Origin of the sequence: Streptomyces sp. NPDC047017 (assembly GCF_040644175.1) — a bacterium.
Lineage (GTDB): Bacteria > Actinomycetota > Actinomycetes > Streptomycetales > Streptomycetaceae > Streptomyces.
This window is the reverse complement of sequence record NZ_JBEYVW010000010.1, coordinates 124,151-149,154: the sequence shown is the minus strand read 5'-3', so window position 1 is coordinate 149,154 and position 25,004 is coordinate 124,151. Positions and strand designations below refer to the sequence as shown.

At 73.2% G+C, this 25,004-nt stretch carries 19 protein-coding genes and 2 pseudogenes; 12 read left to right on the top strand and 9 right to left on the bottom strand.

Annotated elements, in window-relative coordinates:
• The first annotated feature begins 2 nt into the window (after positions 1 to 2).
• From ABZ858_RS18820 to ABZ858_RS18795, 6 genes are all read left to right on the top strand, one after another.
• Complete coding sequence (locus ABZ858_RS18820; protein WP_361379205.1) at positions 3 to 317, top strand: DUF6087 family protein; 315 nt, start codon at positions 3 to 5, stop codon at positions 315 to 317.
• 213 nt (positions 318 to 530) lie between these two features.
• Positions 531 to 1,397: a serine hydrolase gene (locus ABZ858_RS18815; protein WP_361379202.1), complete on the top strand. Its 867-nt coding sequence runs from the start codon at positions 531 to 533 to the stop codon at positions 1,395 to 1,397.
• Between the two features lie 53 nt (positions 1,398 to 1,450).
• Complete coding sequence (locus ABZ858_RS18810; RefSeq protein ID WP_361379199.1) at positions 1,451 to 2,503, top strand: esterase-like activity of phytase family protein; 1,053 nt, start codon at positions 1,451 to 1,453, stop codon at positions 2,501 to 2,503.
• Positions 2,504 to 2,628: 125 nt separating this feature from the next.
• The gene (locus tag ABZ858_RS18805) at positions 2,629 to 6,360 is read left to right on the top strand and encodes an ABC transporter ATP-binding protein (RefSeq protein WP_361379196.1); all 3,732 of its coding nucleotides are present in this window, start codon (positions 2,629 to 2,631) and stop codon (positions 6,358 to 6,360) included.
• A 254-nt stretch (positions 6,361 to 6,614) separates the two neighbouring features.
• Positions 6,615 to 7,004 (top strand): hypothetical protein, encoded by a 390-nt coding sequence (locus ABZ858_RS18800; protein ID WP_361379193.1) that lies wholly within the window; start codon positions 6,615 to 6,617, stop codon positions 7,002 to 7,004.
• Positions 7,005 to 7,144: 140 nt separating this feature from the next.
• The gene (locus ABZ858_RS18795) at positions 7,145 to 8,605 is read left to right on the top strand and encodes a S28 family serine protease (protein ID WP_361379190.1); all 1,461 of its coding nucleotides are present in this window, start codon (positions 7,145 to 7,147) and stop codon (positions 8,603 to 8,605) included.
• A gap of 81 nt (positions 8,606 to 8,686) precedes the next feature.
• On the opposite strand, the gene ABZ858_RS18790 is transcribed toward ABZ858_RS18795, so the two are convergent.
• From ABZ858_RS18790 to ABZ858_RS18780, 3 genes are all read right to left on the bottom strand, one after another.
• Positions 8,687 to 10,510: a glycoside hydrolase family 3 N-terminal domain-containing protein gene (locus ABZ858_RS18790; protein WP_361379187.1), complete on the bottom strand. Its 1,824-nt coding sequence runs from the start codon at positions 10,508 to 10,510 to the stop codon at positions 8,687 to 8,689.
• A gap of 162 nt (positions 10,511 to 10,672) precedes the next feature.
• The gene (locus ABZ858_RS18785; RefSeq protein WP_361379184.1) at positions 10,673 to 11,473 is read right to left on the bottom strand and encodes a sugar phosphate isomerase/epimerase family protein; all 801 of its coding nucleotides are present in this window, start codon (positions 11,471 to 11,473) and stop codon (positions 10,673 to 10,675) included.
• A 709-nt stretch (positions 11,474 to 12,182) separates the two neighbouring features.
• Positions 12,183 to 13,229 carry a LacI family DNA-binding transcriptional regulator gene (locus tag ABZ858_RS18780; protein WP_361379181.1) on the bottom strand — a complete coding sequence of 349 codons (1,047 nt, stop codon included), beginning with the start codon at positions 13,227 to 13,229 and terminating at the stop codon, positions 12,183 to 12,185.
• A gap of 239 nt (positions 13,230 to 13,468) precedes the next feature.
• On the opposite strand from ABZ858_RS18780, the gene ABZ858_RS18775 reads away from it, so the two are divergent.
• From ABZ858_RS18775 to ABZ858_RS18765, 3 genes are read left to right on the top strand one after another with little or no spacing between them, the layout of a single operon-like run.
• On the top strand, positions 13,469 to 14,620 hold the full coding sequence (locus ABZ858_RS18775) for a Gfo/Idh/MocA family oxidoreductase (protein WP_361379178.1): 1,152 nt from the start codon (positions 13,469 to 13,471) through the stop codon (positions 14,618 to 14,620).
• Complete coding sequence (locus ABZ858_RS18770) at positions 14,617 to 15,786, top strand: dihydrodipicolinate synthase family protein (protein WP_361379175.1); 1,170 nt, start codon at positions 14,617 to 14,619, stop codon at positions 15,784 to 15,786. The genes ABZ858_RS18775 and ABZ858_RS18770 overlap by 4 nt, the downstream gene beginning before the upstream one ends.
• The gene (locus ABZ858_RS18765) at positions 15,783 to 16,622 is read left to right on the top strand and encodes a sugar phosphate isomerase/epimerase family protein (protein WP_361379172.1); all 840 of its coding nucleotides are present in this window, start codon (positions 15,783 to 15,785) and stop codon (positions 16,620 to 16,622) included. The genes ABZ858_RS18770 and ABZ858_RS18765 overlap by 4 nt, the downstream gene beginning before the upstream one ends.
• A 270-nt stretch (positions 16,623 to 16,892) precedes the next feature.
• On the opposite strand, the gene rbsD is transcribed toward ABZ858_RS18765, so the two are convergent.
• The 6 genes and pseudogenes from rbsD to ABZ858_RS18735 all read right to left on the bottom strand — a co-directional run.
• Positions 16,893 to 17,282: a D-ribose pyranase gene (gene rbsD / locus ABZ858_RS18760; RefSeq protein WP_361379169.1), complete on the bottom strand. Its 390-nt coding sequence runs from the start codon at positions 17,280 to 17,282 to the stop codon at positions 16,893 to 16,895.
• Entirely contained in the window at positions 17,279 to 18,181 is a 903-nt protein-coding gene (locus tag ABZ858_RS18755) for a ribokinase (protein ID WP_361379166.1), read from the bottom strand. The genes rbsD and ABZ858_RS18755 overlap by 4 nt, the downstream gene beginning before the upstream one ends.
• Before the next feature lie 33 nt (positions 18,182 to 18,214).
• Positions 18,215 to 20,167, bottom strand: a complete 1,953-nt coding sequence (locus tag ABZ858_RS18750) for a substrate-binding domain-containing protein (protein WP_361379163.1) — start codon at positions 20,165 to 20,167, stop codon at positions 18,215 to 18,217.
• A complete protein-coding gene (locus tag ABZ858_RS18745; protein WP_361379160.1) occupies positions 20,157 to 21,707 on the bottom strand; it encodes a sugar ABC transporter ATP-binding protein in 1,551 nt (516 codons plus the stop codon). Before ABZ858_RS18745 ends, ABZ858_RS18750 begins: the two co-directional genes overlap by 11 nt.
• On the bottom strand, positions 21,704 to 22,753 hold the full coding sequence (locus ABZ858_RS18740) for a LacI family DNA-binding transcriptional regulator (protein ID WP_361379157.1): 1,050 nt from the start codon (positions 22,751 to 22,753) through the stop codon (positions 21,704 to 21,706). The genes ABZ858_RS18745 and ABZ858_RS18740 overlap by 4 nt, the downstream gene beginning before the upstream one ends.
• 230 nt (positions 22,754 to 22,983) lie before the next feature.
• A pseudogene (locus ABZ858_RS18735) lies at positions 22,984 to 23,562 on the bottom strand (hypothetical protein); the annotation flags it as partial.
• An 8-nt stretch (positions 23,563 to 23,570) separates the two neighbouring features.
• On the opposite strand from ABZ858_RS18735, the pseudogene ABZ858_RS18730 reads away from it, so the two are divergent.
• The 3 genes and pseudogenes from ABZ858_RS18730 to ABZ858_RS18720 form a co-directional block, all read left to right on the top strand.
• Positions 23,571 to 24,004, top strand: a pseudogene (locus tag ABZ858_RS18730) (Scr1 family TA system antitoxin-like transcriptional regulator); the annotation flags it as partial.
• 6 nt (positions 24,005 to 24,010) lie between these two features.
• A complete protein-coding gene (locus tag ABZ858_RS18725) occupies positions 24,011 to 24,208 on the top strand; it encodes a DUF397 domain-containing protein (RefSeq protein WP_361379154.1) in 198 nt (65 codons plus the stop codon).
• Position 24,209: 1 nt separating this feature from the next.
• Positions 24,210 to 24,767: an SMI1/KNR4 family protein gene (locus ABZ858_RS18720; RefSeq protein ID WP_361379151.1), complete on the top strand. Its 558-nt coding sequence runs from the start codon at positions 24,210 to 24,212 to the stop codon at positions 24,765 to 24,767.
• The last annotated feature ends 237 nt before the right edge of the window (positions 24,768 to 25,004 follow it).

The window sequence follows — 25,004 nt, the reverse complement described above, 5'->3', positions numbered from 1 at the left end:
TCATGGATGACGAGCCTCTGGACAAGTGGGCGCAGCACCGGGAGGAACGCCGGCCGGCCCCCGGGGAGCGGCGGGCCACCCCGCTCGATCGGCCGCAGCGCGGCGGGCACGTCGACCCGGGCGGTTCGCGCGGTCTCCAGGAGTGGGACGGGCACCGGTGGGTTCCCGTCGGGGTTGCCGAGGACCGGGCGGCGGCCGCCGCCGAGGTCGGCCAGGACGGGAACGCCCGGGCCGCGCGGGTGCCGCTCCCGACGTCCGGCAAGCTCCCGCCGCTGTCGGCCCCGTACCGGCCGACCATCCCGTTCCACCGGCCCTGACCCTGCGCAGGAGCGTGGCCCCTGCCCGCACCGGACTGAACCCGCCCGTCCGCTAGCGGCCCACCTGTGAACTTCCTGAGAAGGCCGCGTGACAGCTTGTCAATCTTCATTATTTCGTACAACCGTTGACCCGCGACCGCGCGTCAACGGGGTATGACTTCTCGGATATCCCGACGTGCCCGGATGCTCGCGGCGGCTGGTGCCGGAGCCGGAATGCTCGTCCCCTGTGTGGCGGCCGCGAGTCCCGCCGCGGCCGCGCCGGCCGCCGTCAGCTGCACCTCGGCGCAGGCGGGTCTGGCCGCCGCGTTGCAGAAGGACATCACCGCCGCCCTGGCCGGCCGCACCGGCAGCGTCTCGCTCGGAGTGCGCGACCGCACCACCGACACGACCTGCACGCTCGGTGACTCGACCGCCTACGACTCCGCCAGCGTCGTCAAGGTCACCGTCCTCGCCACCCTGCTGTGGGACGCGAAGAAGACGGAGCGCTACCTCACCGACCGCGAGATCACCCTCACCAAGGCCATGATCCAGCAGTCCGACAACGACGCGACCACGGCCCTGTGGAAGCAGCTCGGCGTGGGCAAGGTCCAGGGCTTCCTGACCGCCGCCGGCATGACCCAGACCCAGCCGGGCGCCGACGGCTACTGGGGCCTGACCCAGATCACCGTGCGCGACGAGCAGAAGCTGCTCGCCCTGGTCACGGCGAAGAACACGGTGCTGAGCGACAACTCCCGCGCCTACATCCTCCAGCTGATGGGCGACGTCATCACCGACCAGCGCTGGGGCACCCCCGCGGGCGCGCCGGCCGGGGTCGCCGTGCACGTCAAGAACGGCTGGCTGGAGCGGGCCACCCACGGCTGGCGGGTGCACAGCGTCGGCACGTTCAACGGCGCCGGCCACGACTACACGATCGCGGTCCTCACCCAGGACAACGCCACCATGGACTACGGCGTCGCCACCATCCAGAACGTGGCCAAGGCCATCCACAAGGATCTGGTCCCCGCGCCGAAGACCGCGCCGCGCTTCGTCCCGACGACCACCCCCAAGGAGGCGTTCGTGGCGGTGCCGCCGGCCGGCTGACCCTTCACCGGGCGGTCTCCTCAAGGTCACCGGGGAGCCCTACGGTGACGGTCATGCGTCTGAGAACCGTACTCGCGACCGTCACCGCCGGCCTGGCGGCGGCCACCTGCCTCGCCGCCGGGCCGGCCGCCGCCGCGGCACCCGCTTCCGCCTCCGCCGCCCGGGACCACGCCTGCTCCCCGTCGGTCTCCCTCGACCGCTTCAGCGACGCGCTCGACAAGACGACGTACCGGGACACCTACGTCGGCAACCTCTCCGCGCTCGCCCCGGACCGCCGCGGTGACCTCGCCGCGCTCTCCGACCGCTCGCAGCTGTTCACCCTGGACTCCCGCACCCTCAAGCCCACGAGCGTGGTCCAGCTCGCCGACGAGAACGGCGCCCCGCTCGACTCCGAGGGCCTGGTCGTCGACCGCGACGGCACCCGGCTGGTCAGCTCGGAGACCGAGCCGTCCGTCCGCCGCTACTCCCGCGGCGGCCGCATCCTCGACCGGCTGCCCGTGCCCGCCGCCCTGCGCGTCGCCCCGGCCGGCCGGGCCACCACCAACCAGACCTTCGAGGGCCTGACCCTGCTGCCCGGCGGCCGCACCCTCCTCGCGTCGATGGAGTACGCCCTCTCCGGCGACACCCCCGGCACTGTCCGCTTCCAGACCTGGCAGCGCACCCGCGACGGGCACTTCCGCCTCGGCGCCCAGTACGCCTACCGCACCGACGACCCCACCCTCGGCGTCCCCGAGGTCCAGGCCACCCCCGACGGCCGCCTGCTCGTCCTGGAACGCGGCTACTCCGCGGGCACGGGCATGACCGTCCGCCTCTACCTCGCCGACCCGCGCCGCGCCACGGACACCGGCGGCGTCGAGAACCTGACCGGACAGCCCGGCGTCCGCCTGATCAGGAAGACCCTGCTCACCGACCTCGCCGCCTGCCCGACCCTGGGCGCCACCAGCCGGCTGCCCCAGTCCAATCCCCTCCTCGACAACATCGAGGGCATGACGATCACCGGCCAGGACACCCGCGGCCGCCTCCGCGTCCTCCTGGTCAGCGACGACAACCAGAACCCGGCCCAGACGACGCGGTTCTACTACCTCCGGGTGCGGGCGGACCGCTGATACCTCCGGGTACAGGCGGAACACCGACCTCCGCCCCGGCGGAGCCGTTTGTTACAGCGGGATGAAATCCGCCCCCGTCCGTGTTGGTGCCTTCCGGAAGATCAGACCGTCAGGAAGGCACCGACGTGGCAGCGCGACCGGGGGAGACACGGGGCTGGGCGCGAAGGCTCGCCTCGTACGCGTGGCGCCACCCGAAGGACGTCGTCCTGGCCCTCGGCTCCTCCCTGGCGGGCATGGCCGTCATGGCGGTCGTCCCGCTGATCACCAAGGTCGTCATCGACGACGTGATAGGCGACCACAGCCGCGCCATGACCCCCTGGGCCGGCGCCCTGATCGGCGCCGCCCTCCTCGTCTACGCGGCCGCCTTCGTCCGCCGCTACTACGGCGGCCGGCTCGCCCTGGACGTCCAGCACGACCTGCGCACGCGCATGTACGAGTCGATCACCCGCCTCGACGGCCGCCGCCAGGACGAGCTGTCCACCGGCCAGGTGATCGGCCGCGCCACCAGCGACCTCCAGCTGATCCAGGGCCTGCTCTTCATGCTGCCGATGACCATCGGCAACGTCCTGCTCTTCCTGATCTCCCTGGTGATCATGGCCTGGCTGTCCCTGCCGCTGACCCTGGTCGCCCTGGCCGTCGCCCCGGCGATCGGCTGGATCGCCCGCCGCAGCCGCACCAAGCTGCACCCCGCCACCTGGTACGCCCAGGCGCAGGCCGCGGCCGTCGCGGGCGTGGTGGACGGCGCGGTCAGCGGCGTACGCGTGGTCAAGGGCTTCGGGCAGGAGGACCAGGAGACCGCCAAGCTGCGGGCGGTCGGCCGGCGGCTGTTCGCCGGGCGGCTGCGCACGATCCGGCTGAACGCGAAGTTCACCCCGGCCCTCCAGGCGGTCCCGGCCCTCGGCCAGGTCGCCATGCTGGCGTTCGGCGGCTGGCTGGCCGTGCGGGGCCACATCACGCTCGGCACCTTCGTCGCCTTCTCCAGCTACCTCGCCCAGCTCGTCGGCCCGGTCCGCATGCTCGCCATGGTGCTCACCATCGGCCAGCAGGCCCGCGCCGGCACCGAACGCGTCCTGGAACTGATCGACACCGAGCCCACCCTCACCGACGGCACCAGGGACCTGCCCGCCGACGCGCCCGCGACCGTCGAGTTCGACGACGTGTCCTTCGGCTACGCGGACGGCAAGCCCGTACTCAGGGGCCTGTCCTTCGAGATCCGCTCCGGCGAGACCCTCGCCGTCGTCGGCTCCTCCGGCTCCGGCAAGTCCACCGTCTCCCTCCTCCTGCCGCGCTTCTACGACGTCACCCACGGCGCCGTCCTGGTCGGCGGCCACGACGTGCGCGAGCTGACCGCCCACTCGCTCAGGTCCGCGATCGGCCTGGTCCCCGAGGACTCCTTCCTCTTCTCCGACACCGTCCGCGCCAACATCGCCTACGGCCGCCCCGACGCCACCCGCGAGGAGATCGAGGCCGCCGCCCGCGCCGCCCAGGCGGACCGTTTCATCACCGCGCTGCCCGAGGGCTACGACACCAAGGTCGGCGAGCAGGGCCTGACCCTCTCCGGCGGCCAGCGCCAGCGCGTCGCCCTGGCCCGCGCCCTGCTGACCGACCCGCGCCTGCTGGTCCTGGACGACGCCACCTCCGCCGTGGACGCCCGCGTCGAGCACGAGATCCACGAGGCGCTCGGCCAGGTCATGGCGGGCCGCACCACCCTGCTGATCGCACACCGCCGCTCCACCCTGAACCTGGCCGACCGCATCGCCGTCCTGGACGGTGGCCGGCTCGCCGACCTCGGCACCCACGACGAACTCCAGGAGCGCTGCGCGCTCTACCGCCGCCTGCTCACCGACCCCGACGAACTCGGCGGCGTCTCCCCGGGCCACGCCCGGCCCGCCGCGCCCCGCGAGGACACCTCCGTCCGCGACGAGCTGGACGCCGAGTTCGACGCCGAGCGGGGCATCACGCCCGCGCTGTGGGCCCAGGAGCGCGAGCCCCGGGACACGGCGATCGCCGGCATGCCCGCCACCCCCGAGCTGCTCGCCCAGGTGGACGCCCTGCCGCCGGCCACCGACACCCCGGACGTCGACGAGGACCGGGCCGTGCGCCCGGAGGACTCCTACGGCCTGCGCCGCCTCCTGCGCGGCTTCGGACGGCCGCTGCTGGTCAGCCTGGCGCTGGTCGCCGTGGACGCGGGCATGGGCCTGCTGCTGCCGGTCCTCATCCGGCACGGCATCGACCAGGGCGTCACCCGCGCCGCCCTCGGCGCGGTCTGGGCGGCCGCCCTGCTCGGCCTGCTCACCGTGCTCGTGCAGTGGGCGGCGCAGACCGGCGAGACCCGGATGACCGGCCGCACCGGCGAGCGCGTCCTGTACACGCTGCGCCTGAAGATCTTCGCCCAGCTCCAGCGGCTCGGCCTGGACTACTACGAGCGCGAGCTGACCGGCCGGATCATGACGAGGATGACGACGGACGTCGACGCCCTCTCCACCTTCCTGCAGACGGGCCTGGTCACGGCGTTCGTCTCGGTGGTCACCTTCTTCGGCATCATGGTCGCCCTGCTGGTGATCGACGTACGGCTGGCCCTGGTGGTGTTCACGACGCTGCCGCCGCTCGTCCTCGCCACCTTCTTCTTCCGCCGGGCCAGCGTGAAGGCGTACCAGCTCGCCCGCGAGCGGGTCTCGGCGGTCAACGCGGACCTCCAGGAGTCGGTGGCCGGGCTGCGGATCGTACAGGCGTTCGGGCGGGAGCGGGACGGGGCGCGCCGGTTCGCCGAGCGCAGCGACGACTACCGCCGGGCCCGCGTCCGCGGCCAGTGGCTGATCTCCGTGTACTTCCCGTTCGTGCAGTTCCTGTCGTCCGTCGCGGCGGCCGCCGTGCTGATCGCGGGCGCGGGCCGGGTGGAGGCGGCCACCCTGACCACGGGCGCGCTGGTGGCGTACCTGCTCTACATCGACCTGTTCTTCGCGCCCGTCCAGCAGCTCTCCCAGGTCTTCGACGGCTACCAGCAGGCCACCGTCTCGCTGGGCCGCATCCAGGAGCTGCTGCGCGAGCCCACCTCCACCCGGCCCCCGGCCGAGCCCCGCGCGGTGCCCGCGCTGCGCGGCGAGATCGCCTTCGAGGACGTGCACTTCGCCTACGGCGACGAGGAGGAGGCGCTCACCGGGATCGACCTGCGCATACCCGCCGGGCAGACGGTGGCCTTCGTCGGCGAGACCGGCGCCGGCAAGTCCACGCTGGTCAAGCTGGTGGCCCGGTTCTACGACCCGACCGGCGGCCGGGTGATGGCCGACGGCACGGACCTGCGCGCGCTGGACCTGACGGCCTACCGCCACCGGCTCGGGGTCGTGCCGCAGGAGGCGTACCTCTTTTCGGGAACCGTCCGCGACGCCATCGCCTACGGCCGCCCGGACGCCGCCGACGCCGAGGTGGAGGCCGCGGCCCGCGCGGTCGGCGCGCACGGGATGATCGCCACGCTGGACGGCGGCTATCTGCACGAGGTCGCCGAGCGCGGCCGGAACCTGTCGGCCGGGCAGCGCCAGCTGATCGCGCTGGCCCGCGCCGAACTCGTCGACCCGGACGTGCTGCTCCTGGACGAGGCGACGGCCGCCCTCGACCTGGCCACCGAGGCCCAGGTCAACCTGGCCACCGACCGGCTCGCGGGCCGCCGTACGACCCTGGTGGTGGCCCACCGCCTCACCACGGCGGCGCGCGCGGACCGGGTGGTGGTGATGGACCGGGGCCGGGTCGCCGAGGACGGCACGCACGCGGAGCTGCTGGCCCTGGGCGGCCGGTACGCCGGGCTGTGGCACACCTTCGCGGGCACCGCCGAACCGGAGGAGCAGGTCGGCGCGTCCCGGTGAGCGGTCCCCGCAGGCCCCGGCGGGGCAACCGTCCCGGCACTCCGTGCGTCCGTACACCTGTACGTGGCACCTGTATGTGACACCTAATACGTGGCACCTGTATGTGGCACCTAATACGTGGCACCTGTATGTGGCACCTGTACGTCTGCGTCGATACATCGATGTACTCGCCGCGGCCGTACTCACCTGAGCACACACCTGAGCACGCACCTGAGCACGCACCTCAGCACTCATCTCAGCGGGAGGGACGAACCGTGGACGGAGCCGCGATACGCCGCAGGCTGGCCCTGGGCCTCGCCGTACTGGCCGGATCGGGCGCGCTGGCGCTCGCCCTGCCCGGCACCGCGCAGGCGGCGGACTCCACCTGTGCGGGCCGCCAGGTCAAGACCCTCGCGTTCGCCACCGGCTCGGTGCGCGTCTACCGGCAGGACGGCTACGTCTGCGCCGTCACCGTGCCGAAGCAGGCCGGCCGAGCCCAGTCCATGTCGGTCACCGTGCAGGCCCGCGGCCTGCGCCCGGTCACCGACAAGGGCCGCTTCACCCAGCGCGCCGGTCCGGTCACGGTGTACGCCGGCCACCGCTGCGTACGGGTGAGCGGCTCGGTGGCGGCGGGCTCGGCGACCAGCGGCTGGTTCCTGTGCTGAACCCTGCCCACCCCTGACCCACCCGCGACCCACCCCTGGCCCACCCCCGGCGCCGTACGGCCAATTCGCCGACTCCCCTGGTGCGCACCCGAGTTGCTCCGATAGCTTCCGGCGCACATCTGTCTCACAGGGGAGTGTGCATGCGCAAGGCGCTCAGATGGCTGCTCGCGCTCACGGTGCTCATCGGCACGCTGGGCACGGCGGGGGTGGCCACCGCGGCCCCGCCGGAGGCCACCGCCTCCACGGCGGCCGGCGGCGACACCGGCGACACCGACATCAAGGACCGGCTCCTGGCCATCCCGGGGATGAGCCTGATCGAGGAGAAGCCCTACGCCGGATACCGTTATTTCGTCCTGAACTACACCCAGCCCATCGACCACCGGCACCCGTCCAGGGGCACCTTCCAGCAGCGGATCACCGTGCTGCACAAGGGGATCGACCGGCCGACCGTCTTCTACACCAGCGGCTACAACGTGTCGACCACACCGAGCCGCAGCGAGCCGACCCGGATCGTGGACGGCAATCAGGTCTCCCTGGAGTACCGCTTCTTCACCCCGTCCCGCCCCGCCCCGGCCGACTGGTCCAAGCTGGACATCTGGCAGGCGGCCAGTGACCAGCACCGCGTCTTCCAGGCCCTGAAGAAGGTCTACCCGCACAAGTGGCTCGCCACCGGCGGCTCCAAGGGCGGCATGACGGCGACCTACTTCGAGCGGTACTACCCGCGCGACATGGACGGCGTCGTGGCCTACGTCGCCCCCAACGACGTCGTCAACGCCGAGGACTCCGCCTACGACCGCTTCTTCGAGACCGTCGGCACCAAGGAGTGCCGCGACCGGCTGAACGGGGTGCAGCGCGAGGCCCTGGTGCGCCGCGAGCCGCTGGAGAAGAAGTACGCGCAGTACGCCGCCGGCAACGGCTACACCTTCACCACCATCGGCAGCCTGGACCGGGCCTACGAGGCGGTCGTCCTCGACTACGTCTGGGGCTTCTGGCAGTACAGCCTGCTCAAGGACTGCGACACCGTCCCCGCGGACGCGCCGCACGCCACCGACCAGCAGATCTGGGACTCGGTGGAGACCATCTCCGGCTTCTCCGCCTACACCGACCAGGGCCTGGAGACCTACACCCCGTACTACTACCAGGCGGGCACCCAGCTCGGCGCGCCCACCATCCACTTCCCGCACATCGAGAAGCAGCTGATCCGCTACGGCTACCAGCCGCCGCGCAACTTCGTGCCGCGCAGCATCCCGATGCGGCCCCAGCCGTGGGTGATGCCCGAGGTGGACGCCTGGGTGCGCCACCACGCGCGGCACATGCTGTTCGTCTACGGCCAGAACGACCCGTGGGGCTCGGAGCGGTTCCGCCTGGGCTGGGGCGCCCGGGACTCGTACGTCTTCACCGCGCCCGGCATGAACCACGGCGCGAACGTCGCCGGTCTCGTCCCGCAGCAGCAGGCGCTGGCCACGGCCAGGATCCTGGACTGGGCGGGCGTCGCCCCGGCCACCGTACGGGCCGACCCGTCGGCGGCCAGGCCGCTGGCCCGCTACGACGCGAAGCTGGACGTACGCGACACCGAACGCGAGCCGGCCCTGCGCCCGTAAGGCTCCCGTAAGGCTACTGACAGCGGCGGCCGCCCCCGGGGAGGTGATTCCCCGGGCGCGGCCGTCCCGCGTCAGCAGGCCCTAGTACCGCAGGCCGTGCCCGATCGGGTACAGCACCCGCGTCGGATCGTCCGCCCGCTGTACCGGCACCGGCAGCCTGCCGCGCGGTCGCGTCCGGCCCGCGATCACCCGGGCGGCGGCGCGCAGTTCCACGTCGGTCCAGGAGTAGGTGGCCAGGCAGGCGGTGGCGGAGGGGAGCTGGGCGACGTCGTAGGGGTTGCGGATCGCGACCGCGATCACCGGCTTCCCGGTGGCCGCCAGCCGGTCCACCAGCTTCTGCTGCCCGCTGCCCGCCGTGACGTTGTACGTCGCGGCCACCACGGCGTCCGCGTCCCCGGCCGCCGCGACGGCCCGGTCGATGTCGGCGGCGGCCGGGGCGGTGCCGGTGGCGAGGGCCGTGGTGGTGAAGCCGAGTGCGCCGAGGGCGGCGGCGAGCACGCCGGTGGGCGGGCCGGTGGTGCCCGACGGGGAGGCGGGATCGGCGCCCACCACGAGGATCGTGCGGTGGGTGCGCCGGGACAGCGGCAGCAGCCGGCCGTCGTCGGCCAGCAGGGTGGTGGTCCGCTCGGCGATGCGGTCGGCCGCCGCGCGGTGCTGCCGGGTGCCGACCGTGCGGGCGACGCCGGAGCGGGTGGCGTACGGGTCGTCGAGCAGCCCGAGCCGGGACTTGAGCCGCAGGATGCGCAGGATCGACGCGTCGAGCCGGGCCTCGGTCAGTTCACCGCCGCGTACGGCCGCCAGGACGGCGTTCCAGGCGATGTCCAGGGAGGGCGGGTTGAGCAGCTGGTCCACGCCCGCCTTGAGGGCGAGCACCGGCACCCGGTCGTCGCCGTACTTGGTGCGTACGCCGTCCATGCCGAGGGAGTCGGTGATCACGACGCCGTCGTAGCCGAGTTCGCCGCGCAGGATGCCGGTGACGACCGGGTGGGAGAGCGTGGCCGGGTCGCCGGAGTCGTCGAGCGCGGGGAACTGGATGTGGGCCGTCATGACCGAGTCGATTCCGGCCCTGATCGCGGCCCGGAACGGCACGGCGTCCAGCGTCTCCCACACCGCGCGGCTGTGCGTGATGACGGGGAAGCCGTAGTGGCTGTCGACGGCGGTGTCGCCGTGCCCGGGGAAGTGCTTGGCGGTCGCCGCGACCCGGGCGTCCTGATAGCCCTTCACCTCGGCCGCGACCAGCCGGGCCACGGCGTCCGGGTCGGCGCCGAAGGAGCGGACGCCGATGACCGGGTTGGCCGGGTTCACGTTCACGTCGGCGTCGGGGGAGTAGTCCTGGTTGACGCCCATCGCGCGCAGTTCCGCGCCGGAGAGGCGGCCGAGGGCGCGGGCGTCGGCGGTGGAGCCGCCCGCGCCGATCGCCATGGCGCCGGGGAAGAGGGTCGCGGGCGCGCCGATGCGGCAGACGGCGCCGTGCTCCTGGTCGGTGGCGACGAGCACGGGCAGGCCGCGCGGCTGGGCCAGGGAGGCGCGCTGGATGCCGTTGGAGAGGCCGGCGATCTGCTGCGGGTCGCGGGTGTTGTGCGCCCAGGTGAAGTAGATGATGCCGCCGACGCGGTACTTCGCGATCAGCTCGGCGGCGGTGCGGACGCCGATCTCCTTGAGGTTGGCGTCGATGTCGGCCTGGTCGGGGTCGGTGGCCGAGTGGCCGTAGACCCGCATCACGAAGAGCTGGCCGACCTTCTCCTCCAGGGTCATCCGGGAGACGAGGGCGCGCAGCCGCCGGTCGCCGTGCGGCGCGGCGGCGGCAGCGGGGGCGGTGCCGGCGCCCTGGACGGCGAGGGCGCCGGTGAGGGAGGCGGTGGCGGCGAGGACGGTACGTCTGGAGGGGCGTGCGGAGTCGGGCACGTGCGCTCCTTCCGGAGGAGTTCCGCTGGAGTGTCGCTGAAGGAAACTTCCGAGGAGTCAGCAATATCCGGGAAGTTTCTGCCAGTCAAGACAGCGCGCAGCCGAACGCCCCGTGCACGTCTCGTACACGGGGCGGAGGGTCGGAGGCTCCGGGGGGGGGGCTTACGCCGACGCGCCGAGCAGTCGCTCCAGATGCTCCCGCCCCGGGCCGAGCAACTCCGGCAGCGGCGCCGCCTGCTCGTGCCACCGCTTCTCGTACTCCCAGCACAGCCAGCCGTCCCAGCCCGCGCGGGAGAGGACCTCCACGCACTCGGCGAGCGGCAGGACGCCCGCGCCGAGCGGCAGCGGGGTCGGGTCGTCGGCCGAGGCGATGTCCTTGACCTGGACATATCCGAGGTGGGGGGCGAGGGCCGCGTAGGTGTCCGAGGGCTGCTCGCCGCCGAGCCAGGTGTGCATCACGTCCCACAGCGCGCCCGCCTGGCGGTGCCCGACCGGGCCGAGGACGCGGATCGCGTCGGCGCCGGTGCGGTGCGAGTCGTGGGTCTCCAGCAGGACGCGCACCCCGAGCGCGGCGGCGTCCTCGGCGACGGCCGCCAGTCGCCGGGCGGCCAGGGCGTCGCTCTCCTCGCGCGGCCGGTCCGTGTCGGCGCCGGGGAAGACCCGTACATAGGGGGCGCCGAGGTCGCGGGCGAGCATGAGCAGGTCGCGGACCTCCCGCAGCACGTCCTCGTCGTCGCCGGGCGCGGCGATCCGCGCGTATCCCGCGACTGCGAGGATCTCGACACCGGCCGCCTTGAAGGCGGCGGCCACCTCGGCCCGCCGCGCGGGGTCCAGGCCCGGGTGGACCGGCTCCTCGGGATGCGCGCGCAACTCGACCCCGTGGTAGCCATGGACGACCGCGAGCCGCACCACGTCCGACACGGGCAGACCGGGAACACCGAGGGTGGAGAACGCCAGTTTCATGCCGGGGACCCTACCCCCGGCATCGGACCACACACGCGGGCCGCGCTGGGGTGCCCGGCGGCGCACGCGGGCCGCGCTCAGCCGCTGGCACCCGGCGTCGGGCCGCACGAGCGGCTCATGCCCGGGCGCGCGGCGAACGGTGTCCGGCTGTACGCGTGGCTCCGGTTCAGCCACGGGGTGCCCGGCGTCCGGTCGCTCAGGCGGCTCGCGCACCGGGGTGCGCGGCCCCGGGGTCCGGCCCTACCCGTGTCCCGCGCTGGGGTGTCCGGTGTCCGGCGGAGCCTGGTTGCATCCGCGTCCCGCGCTGGGGTGCGTGGCCTCGGGGGTCGGCCGTACCCGTGTCCCGTGCTCGGGTGTCCGGTGTCCGGCGGAGTCCGGTTGCATCCGCGTCCCGCGCTGGGGTGCGCGGCCCGGGGGTCGGCCGTACCCGTGTCCCGCGCTCAGCCGTGCGGCGCCTGGCGTCCGGCCGTGTCGGCGGCTCGCGCTCAGCCGTGCGCCCGGCGACCGGCCGTACCCGCGGTCCCCGCCCAGCCGCGCGGCACCCGCGCCCCCGCCCCCGCCCGCACGTCACGTCGGCTGCACGCCGCACCCCACGTCGACCGCACGCCACCCGGCACTCGGCCGCCCACGCGGTCCCCGCTCGGCCGCCCACGCGGTCCCCGCTCGGCCGCCCACATCGTCCCCGCTCAGCCGTACACACGGCCCCCGCTCAGCCGCGAGGCACCCCGGAGGACCCCCGCACCATCAGCTCCCCCCGTACCGTCGCGATGCCGCCGGGCGGTGGTTCCTCGCGGCCCATGGCGATGCGGCCGGCCCGTGCCCCCGCCTCGGCGAGCGGCAGCCGGACCGTGGTGAGCGAGGGCACCGCGTCGATGCTGAACGGCAGGTCGTCGAAGCCGGCGACCGACACGTCCTCGGGGATGCGCAGCCCGGACTCGCGCAGCGCCGCGCACGCGCCCAGCGCGACCGAGTCGTTGGCGGCGACCACGGCGGTCAGGCCGGGGTCGCGGCGCAGCAGCTCCAGCGTGGCCTCGTAGCCGGAGCGGCGGTCGTAGCGGCCGTGCACGGTCCGGCGCGGATCGTCCTCGACACCGGCCGCCGCCAGCGCCTCGCGGTGCCCTTCCAGGCGGTCGCGCGTGGTGGTGCGCTCGCGCGGCCCGGCGATGTAGCCGAGCCGCCGGTGGCCCAGCCCGGTCAGATGCGCGGTCAGCTGCCGGGCGCCCCCGCGGTTGTCGAAGGCCAGCGCGACGGCACGGGTGTCCGCGGCGGGCGGCCGTCCGCACAGCACCACCCGGGTCCCGGCCTCCGCGAGCTTGCGCAGTTTCGCCGCGACCGCCGCCGCGTGCGGTTCGTCCTCCACGGCACCGCCGGTCAGCACCACCGCCGCGGCCCGCTGGCGCTGGAGCAGCGTCAGATAGGTCAGCTCGCGGTCCGGGGAGCCGCCGGTGTTGCAGACCACCGCGAGCCGCTCGCCGCCGGCCCGGCCGCCCGGCCCGCCGATCTCGGACTGGATGGCGCCCGCCATGATCCCGAAGAACGGGTCCGCGATGTCGTTGACGAGGATGCCGACCAGATCGGAGGTGGCGGCGGCGAGCGCGCTGGCGGGGCCGTTGAGCACGTAGTCCAGGTCGTCGACCGCCTTGAGGACCCGCTCCCGGGTGGCGGCGGCCACGGGGTAGTTCCCGTTCAGTACGCGCGACACCGTCGCGGGCGAGACCTGGGCGCGGGCCGCCACGTCCGCCAGGGTCACCGTCATCTGCTCGTCCTCCGGTCGCGCGTCTCGTCCTCGGGGGGCGTACGTCTCCCGGTTCCGTACGTCTCCGTACAGCTCAGGCCCACGCTCACGTCCCCCGAGCAGACCATAAGGCCACCGGCCCCCCGCCTCCGACCCCTCGAACGACTCCGGCTCGCGCGCCACTTGTCCCGGGCACCGCCCAGCGGCTAGCTTCTCCCTCGGTAGAAAGCGCTTGCTACGTGCCGACGAAGGGGACTGACGTGACACGCAAGACGGTGCGGATCGCCATGAACGGCGTGACCGGGCGCATGGGCCACCGCCAGCACCTGGTCCGCTCGATCCTGGCCCTGCGCGAGCAGGGCGGACTCGACCTCGGCGACGGCACCGTGCTGTGGCCGGAGCCGGTCCTGGTGGGCCGCCGCGAGCACGCGCTCAGGGCGCTCGCCGAACGGCACGGCCTGGAGCACGTCTGCGCCGACCTCGACGCCGTCCTCGCCGACCCGTCCGTGGACATCTACTTCGACGCCCAGGTCACCTCCGCCCGCGAGGAGGCGATCCGCAAGGCGATCGCCGCCGGCAAGCACGTCTACACCGAGAAGCCCACCGCCACCGGCCTGGACGGCGCCCTGGAACTGGCCCGCCTCGCCCACGCCAGGGGCGTCAAGCACGGCGTCGTCCAGGACAAGATCTTCCTGCCGGGCCTGCTCAAGCTGAAGCGGCTGCTCGACGGCGGCTTCTTCGGCCGCGTCCTGTCGGTGCGCGGCGAGTTCGGCTACTGGGTCTTCGAGGGCGACTGGCAGGAGGCCCAGCGCCCCTCCTGGAACTACCGAGCCGAGGACGGCGGCGGCATCGTCGTGGACATGTTCCCGCACTGGGAGTACGTCCTGCACGAGCTGTTCGGCCGGGTCACCTCCGTACAGGCGCTCACCGCCACCCACCTCCCGCGCCGCTGGGACGAGCACGGCGAGCCCTACGACGCCACCGCCGACGACGCCGCCTACGGCGTCTTCGAACTCGAAGGCGGCGCGGTCGCCCAGATCAACTCCTCCTGGGCGGTACGCGTGCACCGCGACGAACTCGTCGAGTTCCAGGTGGACGGCACCGAGGGCTCCGCCGTAGCGGGCCTGCGCACCTGCCGCGTCCAGCACCGCTCCGCCACCCCCAAGCCGGTGTGGAACCCGGACCTCCCGGCCGGCCAGTCCTTCCGCGACCAGTGGCAGGAGGTGCCCGACAACACCGTGTTCGACAACGGCTTCAAGGCCCAGTGGGAACTCTTCCTCAAGCACGTCCACACCGACGCCCCCTACCACTGGGACCTGCTGGCCGGCGCCCGCGGCGTCCAGCTCGCCGAACTCGGCCTGCGCTCCTCGGCCGAGGGCCGCCGCCTCGCCGTCCCGGAGGTCCGGCTGTGACCCTCCGCCTGCCCGACGCCCACGGCACCCTGCGCGCCTACGAGCCCCGCGCCGAACCCCGCGCCGCCCTCCGCACGCCCACCGCCGCCCCGGCTGCCCCCCTCACCTCCCGTACGGTCTTCTCCGCGGCGCACGTCGTCGCCGACCCGTTCGCGGACGGGTCCCCCGACGCGCCCGCCGCCGTCGACTGGGACGCCACCCTCGCCTTCCGCCGCCACCTGTGGTCCCACGGGCTCGGCGTCGCCGAGGCCATGGACACCGCGCAGCGCGGCATGGGCCTGGACTGGCCGGGCGCGGCCGAGCTGATCCGCCGCTCGGGGGCGGAGGCGAAGGCGGTGGGCGGCCGGATCGCCTGCGGGGTGGGCACCGACCAGATCACGGGCGGCCCGCTCGCCGCCGTCCGCTCCGCCTACGAGGAACAGCTCGCCCTCGTCGAGGACGTGGGCGCCCAGGCGATCCTGATGGCCTCCCGCGCCCTCGCCGCCACCGCCCAGGGCCCGGACGACTACCTGGAGGTCTACGGCCACCTGCTGCGCCAGGCCGCCGAACCGGTGATCCTGCACTGGCTCGGCCCCATGTTCGACCCGGCGCTGGAGGGCTACTGGGGCTCGTCCGACCTGGACGCGGCCACCGCCACCTTCCTGGACGTCATCGCCGCCCACCCCGGCAAGGTCGACGGAGTCAAGATCTCCCTGCTGGACGCGGACCGCGAAGTGGACCTGCGCCGCCGCCTGCCGCGGGGCGTGCGCTGCTACACGGGCGACGACTTCCACTACCCCGAGCTGATCGCCGGCGACGCGCAGGGTTTCAGCCACGCGCTGCTCGGCGTCTTCGACCCGCTGGGCCCGCTGGCCGCCGAGGCGGTCCGCGTCCTGGACACCGGCGACACGGCCGGCTTCCGCGCCCTGCTCGACCCCACCGTGGAACTCTCCCGCCACCTCTTCCAGGCCCCCACCCGCTTCTACAAGACGGGCGTGGTGCTGCTCGCCTGGCTGGCCGGCCACCAGAGGCACTTCACCATGGTCGGCGGCCTCCAGTCGGCCCGCTCGCTGCCCCACCTGGCCCGCGCCTACGAACTCGCGGACCGCCTCGGCCTGTTCCCCGATCCGGAGCTGGCCGAGGAACGGATGCGCACCCTGCTGTCCCTGCACGGAGTGACCTCATGAACGACCCGGACCTGGCCCGCTTCTCCGTCAACCAGATGACGGTCAAGCAGCTTTCCCTGCCCGAACTCGTCGACGCCTGCGCACGGCTGGGCGTCGGCGCGGTGGGCCTGTGGCGCGAACCGGTGCGGGCGTACGGGGTGGAGGCCGCCGCCAGGCTGGTCCGGGACGCGGGCCTGACCGTCAGCACCCTGTGCCGGGGCGGCTTCCTCACCGCGACCGACCCCGTCGAGCGGGCCGGGGCGCTGGCCGACAACCACGCGGCGATCGACGAGGCCGCCGCCCTCGGCACCGGCACCCTGGTCCTGGTCTGCGGCGGCCTGCCCGCCGGCTCCCGGGACCTGCGCGGCGCCCGCGAACGCGTCGCGGGCGCCCTGGACCGCCTCGGCCCGTACGCGGCCGAGCGCGGCGTCCGGCTCGCCGTCGAGCCGCTGCACCCCATGTTCGCCGCCGACCGCTGTGTGGTCTCCACCCTCGGCCAGGCCCTGGACCTGGCCGAACGCTTCCCGGCCGGCCAGGTCGGCGTCGCCGTGGACACCTACCACCTGTGGTGGGACGACCGGGCGCCCGGGCAGATCGCCCGGGCGGGCGCGGCCGGCCGCATCCACACCTTCCAGCTCGCCGACTGGACCACCCCGCTCCCGGCGGGCGTCCTCAACGGCCGCGGCCAGCTCGGCGACGGCGCGATCGACCTGCGGGAGTGGAAGGGGTACGTGGAGGCCGCCGGCTACACCGGCTTCATCGAGGTCGAGCTGTTCAACGAGGAGCTGTGGGCCCGCGACGGCCGCGAGGTGCTGGCCGAGACGGCCCAGCGGTTCGTACAGCACGTCGTCCGCTGACCGGGAGATCAGCGGGAGGGCACCGGGAGACCCTCCGTAAAGAATCTTGTGCCGCAGTGCAACCCTTCCCGCGCCAGGCGTGTCGTATCTGGCGTCGGAACGCCCGCGGGGGGACCCGGGGGGGATCGCGGGGTTCCGGCACAGGAGGGGAAGAGCCGAGGGGGCCGGGTCGACGACCGGGCCCCCTCGAAGCTGTCCAGCACACGACACAGGCCCACAGCCGGCCCGCGGCAGGACCACGGCCGGCCAGTACCAGGCCCGCACCAGCCCCTAGAAGAACACCCCGCAGCGCAGCAGCACGTTCGCGTACGGGCGTGCCTCCCCGGTCCGTACGACCAGACGGGCATCCGCCGACCGCTCCTTGAGCCGCTCGTGCGGGACCAGGGCGAGGGCGGGGAAGCGGCCGTCCAGCAGGGCGGCGGCGGCCGGATTGGCCGTACGTATCTCCTGCGCGGCCGTCGCGCCCTCCACCACCAGCTCGGCCAGCAGCCCGTCCAGCACCTCGGCGAAGGACGGCACCCCGGCGCGGAACGCCAGGTCCACCACGCGCGGACCGGCCGGTATCGGCATCCCCGCGTCGCACACCAGCACCTCGTCGGTGTGCCCGAGTTCGGCCAGCGCCCCGGCCAGGTGCCGGTTCAGGATGCCCGCCCGCTTCACAGGGCGTCGACCTCCGCCGCCGTCGGGTACGACTCCTGCGCGCCCCGCCGGGTCACGGCCGCCGCCCCCACCCGGGCCGCGTACGCCGCCGCGTCCTTCAGGGACTCGCCCGCGCCCAGCCGCCAGGCCAGCGCGGCGGTGAACGCGTCGCCCGCGCCCGTGGTGTCCACCGCGGCCACCTTCACCGACGCCACCCGGGCCACCCCGTCGGCCGACGCCACCAGGGCGCCCTCGCCGCCGAGGGTGACGACCACCGACCGCGGGCCGCGCGCCAGCAGCGCCCGCGCCCAGTCCTCGGGGTCGTCACCGGCGCCGTCCCCGCCGAGGATCACCTTCGCCTCGTGCTCGTTGACGATCAACGGGTCGCAGGCGTCGAGGAGTTCTCGGGGCAGCGGGCGCGGCGGCGACGGGTTCAGCACGAACCGGCCGCCCGGGGCGAGCTGCCGTACCGCCTCCACGACCGTCTCCAGCGGGATCTCCAGCTGGGCGGAGACCACCCGGGCGGAGCCGATCAGTTCGGCCGCCGCGCGGACGTCGTCCGGAGTGAGGCGGCCGTTGGCGCCCGGCGAGACCACGATGGAGTTGTCCCCGGTCGGGTCCACCGTGATCAGCGCGACCCCGGTCGGCGCGCCGCCGACCAGCACGCCCGCCGGGTCCACCCCGGCCGCCCGCTGCGCGTCCAGCAGCAGCCGCCCGTGCGCGTCGTCGCCGACCCGGGCCAGCAGGGCGGTGCGGGCGCCGAGCCGGGCGGCGGCCACCGCCTGGTTGGCGCCCTTGCCGCCGGGGTGGGTCGCCAGGTCCGAGCCGAGGACGGTCTCCCCGGCCGCGGGCCGCCGCTCGACGCCGATCACCAGGTCGGCGTTGGCCGACCCCACGACCAGGAGGTCGTAGTCGTACATGTGCAGTGTCTCCTTACCGGAACGGGTCGCCGGTCAGCCGCTGAACCCGGCCACGTTCTCCTTGGTTACCACCTTGACCGGCACCTTCACCGTCGGTTCGACCTTCTTGCCCTGGACCGCCTTGAGGGCGTTGTCCACGGCGATCCGGCCCAGCCGGCTGGGCTGCTGCGCGACCGACGCGTACAGCGTGCCGTTCTTGACGGCGGTCAGGCCGTCCGGGGTGCCGTCGAAACCGACGACCTGCACCGACGTGCCGGCCTTGGAGCCGAGCGCCTTGACCGCGCCGAGCGCCATCTCGTCGTTGGCGGCGATCACGCCCTGCACGTCCGGGTGGGCCTGGAGCAGGTTCGACATCACGTCGAGCCCCTTGGTGCGGTCGAAGTCGGCCGGCTGCTGGGCCAGCACCTGGATGCCCGGGTACGCCTTGAGACCCTGGGCGAAACCGGCGGCGCGCTCACGCGCGGCCGAGGTGCCCGCCTGCCCCTGGAGGATCACGATCTTCCCGTGCCCGCCCAGCTTCTGGGCGACGGTCTTGGCGGCCAGTTCGCCGCCGGCCACGTTGTCGGAGGCGACCAGTGCGTCGGTGTCGGCGTGGTTGACGCCGCGGTCCACCGCGATGACCGGGATCTTCGCCTGGTCGGCGGCCTTGACCGAGTTGCCGGCCGCGTCCGAGTCGACCGGGTTGACGATGATCGCGCCCAGCCCGGAACTGGTGAAGTTCTGCAATTGGTTGGCCTGCTGGGAGGCGTCGTTCTGCGCGTCGGTCACGGTCAGCGTGATGCCGAGCTTCTTCGCCTCGGCCTGCGCGCCCGACTTGATCTGCACGAAGAACGGGTTGTTGAGGGTGGACAGCGACAGACCCATCTTCTGGCCGGCGCCGGCGGAACCGGTGTGCAGCAGCGAGGTCGCGGCCACCAGGGCCACCGTCACCACGGCCGCCAGCCCGTACGTCGCCGCCTGCTTCTTCTTCTCGCCGCCACTGCCGGTGCCCGCGGCCTGCGGGGTCGCCCCGGCCTTGCGGCGCACGGTGTCCAGGAGCACGGCCAGCGCGATGACCACACCGATGACGACCTGCTGCCAGAACGCGGACACGGACAGCAGGTTCAGGCCGTTGCGGAGCACCGCGAGGATCAGCGCGCCGATCAGCGTGCCCGACGCCTTGCCGGTGCCGCCCGCCAGCGAGGCACCGCCGATGACGACCGCGGCGATCGCGTCCAGTTCGTAGCCGTTGGCGGCCTGCGGCTGCGCCGAGGACAGCCTGGCGGCGAGCACGATGCCCGCGACGGCGGCGAACAGCCCGGACAGGGCGTAGATGGCGAGCTTCTGCCGCTTGACCCGCAGCCCCGACAGCCGGGCCGCCTCCTCGTTGCCGCCGATCGCGTACATCGAACGCCCGATGTACGTACGGGCCAGCACGAACGCCGTGATCAGGCCCATGACGACCATGACGAGCACGGGCACCGGCAGCCAGCCGCCGAGCGTGTCGCCCAGGTGCGAGACCGAGCCGGGCAGGGCGATCGGGGAGCCCTGCGAGATGACCAGCGACAGGCCGCGGCCCACCGACAGCATGGCCAGCGTCGCGATGAACGGCGGCAGCTTGCCGTAGGAGATCAGGAACCCGTTGACCAGGCCCGCCGCGATACCGGTGGCGACGGCGAGGAGCACCGCGAGGACGACCGGCACCCCGTGCGAGGTGGCCGTCCAGGCCAGCACGGTCGCCGACAGGGCCGCCACCGAACCCACCGACAGGTCGATGCCCGCCGCGACGATGACGAAGGTGACGCCGAAGGCGAGCACCGCGGTCACCGCCGCCTGGACGCCGATGTTGAGCAGGTTGTCCGTCGTCAGGAAGTCGCCGGACAGCGCCGACAGGGCGATGACGAGGACGATCAGCGCGGTGAGCGCGCCGTTGTCGAGGAGCAGCCGGCGCAGGCCGCCCGGGGCGACACCCGCGCCCGCCCTGCTCTTGAGCGTGTCAGTGGCCACGGGGGGCCTCCTTGTCTGCCTCTGTGTCTGCGACTGTGTCTGTGTCTGCGGTGGGAGTACTGACGGCCAGCGACATGACCGCGTCCTGCGTGGCCCGGCCGGCGGGGAGTTCGCCCGCGATCCGGCCCTGGGCCATCACCAGCACCCGGTCGCTCATGCCGAGCACCTCGGGCAGATCGCTGGAGATCATCAGGACGGCGGCTCCGGCGGCCGTCAGTTCGTTGATGAGCTGGTAGATCTCGACCTTGGCGCCGACGTCGATGCCCCGGGTCGGCTCGTCGAGGATGAGGACCTTGGTGTCGGCCAGCAGCCACTTGCCGATGACGACCTTCTGCTGGTTGCCGCCGGACAGGGTCCGCACCTGCTGGTTGAGCCCGGCCATCCGCACACCGAGCTGCCCGGCGATCCGTTCGGCGGCGGTGTGCTGCCCCTTGAGGTCGACGAGCCCGGCGCGGGACGTGGACCGCAGGGTGACCAGGCCGAGGTTCTCCTCGACGGAGGCGTCCAGGACCAGGCCCTGCCCCTTGCGGTCCTCGGGCACGAGCCCGATCCCGGCGGCCATGGCCGCGCCCACGTCGTGCCGCCGCAGCCGGGCACCGGCGACCCGCACGTCCCCCCGGTCGTACGGGTCCGCGCCGAACACGGCCCGCACGACCTCGGTGCGCCCCGCCCCGACCAGCCCCGCGATGCCGACGACCTCACCGGCGTGCACCTGGAAGCTGATGTCGTGGAAGACGCCGCCGCGGGTGAGCCCGTCCACGGCGAGCAGCGCCTCGCCCCGCTCGGGCCGCTCCCTGGGGTACTGCTGCTCGATGGAGCGCCCCACCATGAGCCGGACCAGTTCCTCCTCGGGCGTCGAGGCGGGCACCTGGCCCACGCTGCGCCCGTCCCGGATGACCGTGACCCGGTCGCCCAGGGCGGCGATCTCCTCCAGGTGATGGGTGATGAACACGACCCCGACGCCGTCGGCGCGCAGCGCCCGCACGATCGAGAACAGCTTGTCGACCTCCTCGGAGGTCAGCACGGCGGTCGGCTCGTCCATGATGAGCACGCGCGCGTCCAGGCTGAGCGCCTTGGCGATCTCCACCATCTGGAGCCGGGCGATGCCCAGCTCGCGCACCCGGGCGCGGGGCGAGACGCTGACGCCGACCCGTTCGAGGAGGGCGGCGGCCTCGGACTCCATCCGCTTGCGGTCGATCATCCCGAACCGGCGCGGCTGGCGCCCCAGGAAGATGTTCTCCGCGACGGTCAGGTCCGGTACGAGGTTGAACTCCTGGTAGATGGTGGCGATCCCGAGCCGCTCGGCGTCCTGGGCGCCGTGGACGCGCACCTCCTCGCCGCCGGCCAGGATGCGCCCCGCGTCGGGGGTGTAGGCGCCGGAGAGCATCTTGATCAGCGTGCTCTTGCCCGCGCCGTTCTCACCGAGCAGCACATGCACCTCGCCCCGGCGCAGGTCGAAGTCGACGCTGTCCAGCGCCACCACGCCCGGGAAGGTCTTGCGGATGCCCTCGATGCGCAGCAACTCCTCGGGGTCGCTCACGGCATGCTCCTGTCGGTCGCGTCTGTCGCGTTGATTACGCCCCCCACGAGCCCCTGTCCCGCTCCGCACGAGCGGCGCACGACGAGCCGGGCGGGCAGGGTCACGGATTGCGGGGTCCGCCCCTCGATCCGGTCGACCAGGGCCCGTACGGCGGCCCGGCCCAGCTCGCCCGTGGGCTGGGCGACGGCGGTGATCGGCGGGTCGGTGTGCACGAACCACGGGATGTCGTCGAACGCGGCGAGTGCGATGTCGTCGGGCACCCGCAGCCCGCGCGCCCGGATCGCGTCCAGCGCGCCGAGCGCCATCAGGTTGTCGGCGGCGAAGACCACCTCGGGCGGCTCGGGCAGGTCGAGGAAGCCCTCGGTGACCCGCCGCCCGCTCTCGGCCTGGAAGTCGCCCTGCCCGGTGTAGGCGCCGGGCAGCGCGAGCCCGTACTCGCCCAGCGCCGCACGGAAGGCCTCGACCCGCTCACTGCCGGTGGTGGTGGCCGCGGGACCGGCGATGATAGCGAGCCGCCGGTGCCCGAGCCCGTACAGATGGGCGACGAGATCGCGCACGGCCCGCTGCCCGTCCGCCCGCACCACCGGCACGTCCACGCCCTTGATCCACCGGTCCACGAACACCATCGGCGTCCCCGCGCGCACGGCGTCCAGCATCAGCGGGGACCCGCCGTCGGTGGGGGAGACGAGGAGGCCGTCGATACGGCGGTCCAGCAGGGTCCGCACATGGTGGTCCTGGAGGTCGGGCCGCTCGTCGGCGTTGCCGATGATCACGCTGTACCCCAGCGCGCGGGCCTCCTCCTCCACGGACCGGGCCAGCTCCGTGAAGTACGGATTGAGCACATCGCTGATGACCAGCCCGAGGGTGCGGGTCTGATCGGTCCGCAGCGAACGGGCGACGGCGTTCGGCCGGTACTCCAGCGCCGCGACGGCGGCCAGCACCCGCTTGCGCGCGTCGGCACTGACCGACGGATGCTCATTCAGGACGCGCGACACCGTGGCCACGGACACCCCGGCCTCGGCAGCGACATCCTTGATACTCGCCATCGCCCGCTCCACCTCCTCGTGGAATCGATTACACGAGGGATTGGAATCGATTACACGAGATCGTGACAAGGGGGTGAAGGTGGCTGAAACCTAATCGTGACCGGGGGCGGATGACGCGTCCTCCAGGGCGGACGGTGTCGCACCCGGCGCGCGAGACGACCGTGGGCCACCCGCTTCCTGGCCGGTGTCACATGCCTCCGACCGAGACGAGTGGCCCGATGGCCAGGGGCTCACTCCTCGGTGAACAGCTCCGCCGCGACCGTGGCGAGCACGGCCCGCTGCGCCCAGCGCTCCAGCTGGTCGAGGTCCGTGCAGGCTTCGACCCGCTCGCGGACGTCGTCGGGCACAGGGAGGCCGCGCCATTCAAGGATGCGCAGGATCATCTCGGCCTTGGCCTCGGCCCGGCCCTGCTCCCGGCCCTGCTCTCGTCCTTCTTCGCGCACCTGCTCGGCCAGCGGGTGCCGCCAGAAGTACTGGATCGCCGTCATGAGGTCCCTCCACATCTGCTGCGCCTGGGGGTCGGCCAGGCAGGAGTCGACGAATTGCACGAAGACTGCGGCGTTCTCGGGGTCGATGGTCCGCAGGGCGGATGCCAGGGATTTCAGTATGCCCGGAGCCTGCGGGCCACGCCCGTGTGTCATCGCCGAGAGCACCGCGAGAGGTACGTCCTGCTCGGCCTGCCGCTCGTCCGTGATCACCGGAACGTTGTCCGGGCCCAGCACGAGCGGACGCACCGTCAGCGAGTGCCAGCCGGGAAAGCCCAGCCGGATGGGCCGGGCTGCCCACTTGGCCGTGGCGCTGCTCTGGGTGGTGACGAAGGATTCCGGAACTCACGGCTGAGGAACTTGAGTTACGGGTTCACCACCGACTGACGCGGCAGAGCAAGGCCGCCTTCCCGCACGAGATCGTCATCCACGAGTCGGCTCTGCGTATCAGGGTTGCCGACCGTGCCGCGACGCAGGCCCAACTCGTACGGCTTCTTGAGGCTTCCGAGAAGCGGACCGCATCACGCTTCGCGTCATCCCGTTCGATCTGGACGGTTTCGCCAGAGCCTCAAGCACGCTGACGTATATCGGTGGGCGCGTACCCAAGCTGGACACGGTTGCGCGGGACGCACCTCACGGAGCGCTTTTGATCGATTCCGAGGCCCAGCTCAAGGCTTATCGGATGCGCTTCCATAGGGTGGAAGCCGTGTCGCTCGAACCGGACCGTTCGCGCGACTTCATCCACAGGCTGACGAAGGAGCTGTGAGGTCCCATGGACAACTGGCGGAAGTCGTCCTACTCCGGCGAGGGCGACGGCAACAACTGCGTAGAGATCGCCAACGTCCCCACCCACGTCGCCCTCCGCGACTCCAAAGCCCCCACCCGAGCCACCCTCACCTTCCCGGCCCCCGCCTTCACTGCTTTCGTGGACGGCCTGAAGAACACGCCCACCGCCCCCGTGGAGAGTTGACGTGCTCGGACCGTCAGCGGCGGCCGCCCTCACCCAAGGAGAAGTCCAGGAAGCCGAGTCAGAACTCAAGGTCACCTTCCCGGACGAGTACCGCGCCTACCTGCTGCGCTGCAACGGCCAGGGCAAGGGCAGGGTCAACCCGCTGCGCAGGACCGCCGCGGGCTGGCGCTGGGAGGGGGACTCCCTCACCCATTACGGCCTGCTCGGCACCGACTTCCCCCACCCCGATTCCTACCGCGACCACGAGGACCGGCTGGACGAGCGCGAGCCGCTGCGCGGGGACTTCGCGGACGAGGGTGCCTATCGGGCGGCGTGGGGGAAGTGGGACGACGAGTACGGGGTGCTACAGGACCACAAGACGTCCGGTGCCGTGTTCGTGCAGGAGAACGGGTGCGGCTTCGCGACGCTGCTCGTCGTCACCGGAGCGCACCGCGGCGAGATGTGGTGCGACGCCCGCGCCACCTGCGACCTGATCCTGCCGATGCGCCTGGGCGGTGGCGTGCCCGTCTCCTTCGCGCAGTGGCTGGACCACGGGTGCGTGACGCTGGGCGTCTGGTGACGGGCACCGCGGCGGCGGGGCACGCGCCGAGCCCTGGCCCCGGCCACGAGACCGGCGCCGGCGGACCGGCGCAGGGCGGATGTAACGCTCTCGCGGATCGCGGACTAGTACGGGGTGTCACGCACCACCCCTTCGACTCGCCCTTGAGGAGCCGTCCGTGCCGACGGAGCGTCCGACCGCACCACCCGCGCGGGACCCCGCGGGGTTCGCCGCGTTCTACGAGCAGCACTTCGAGAT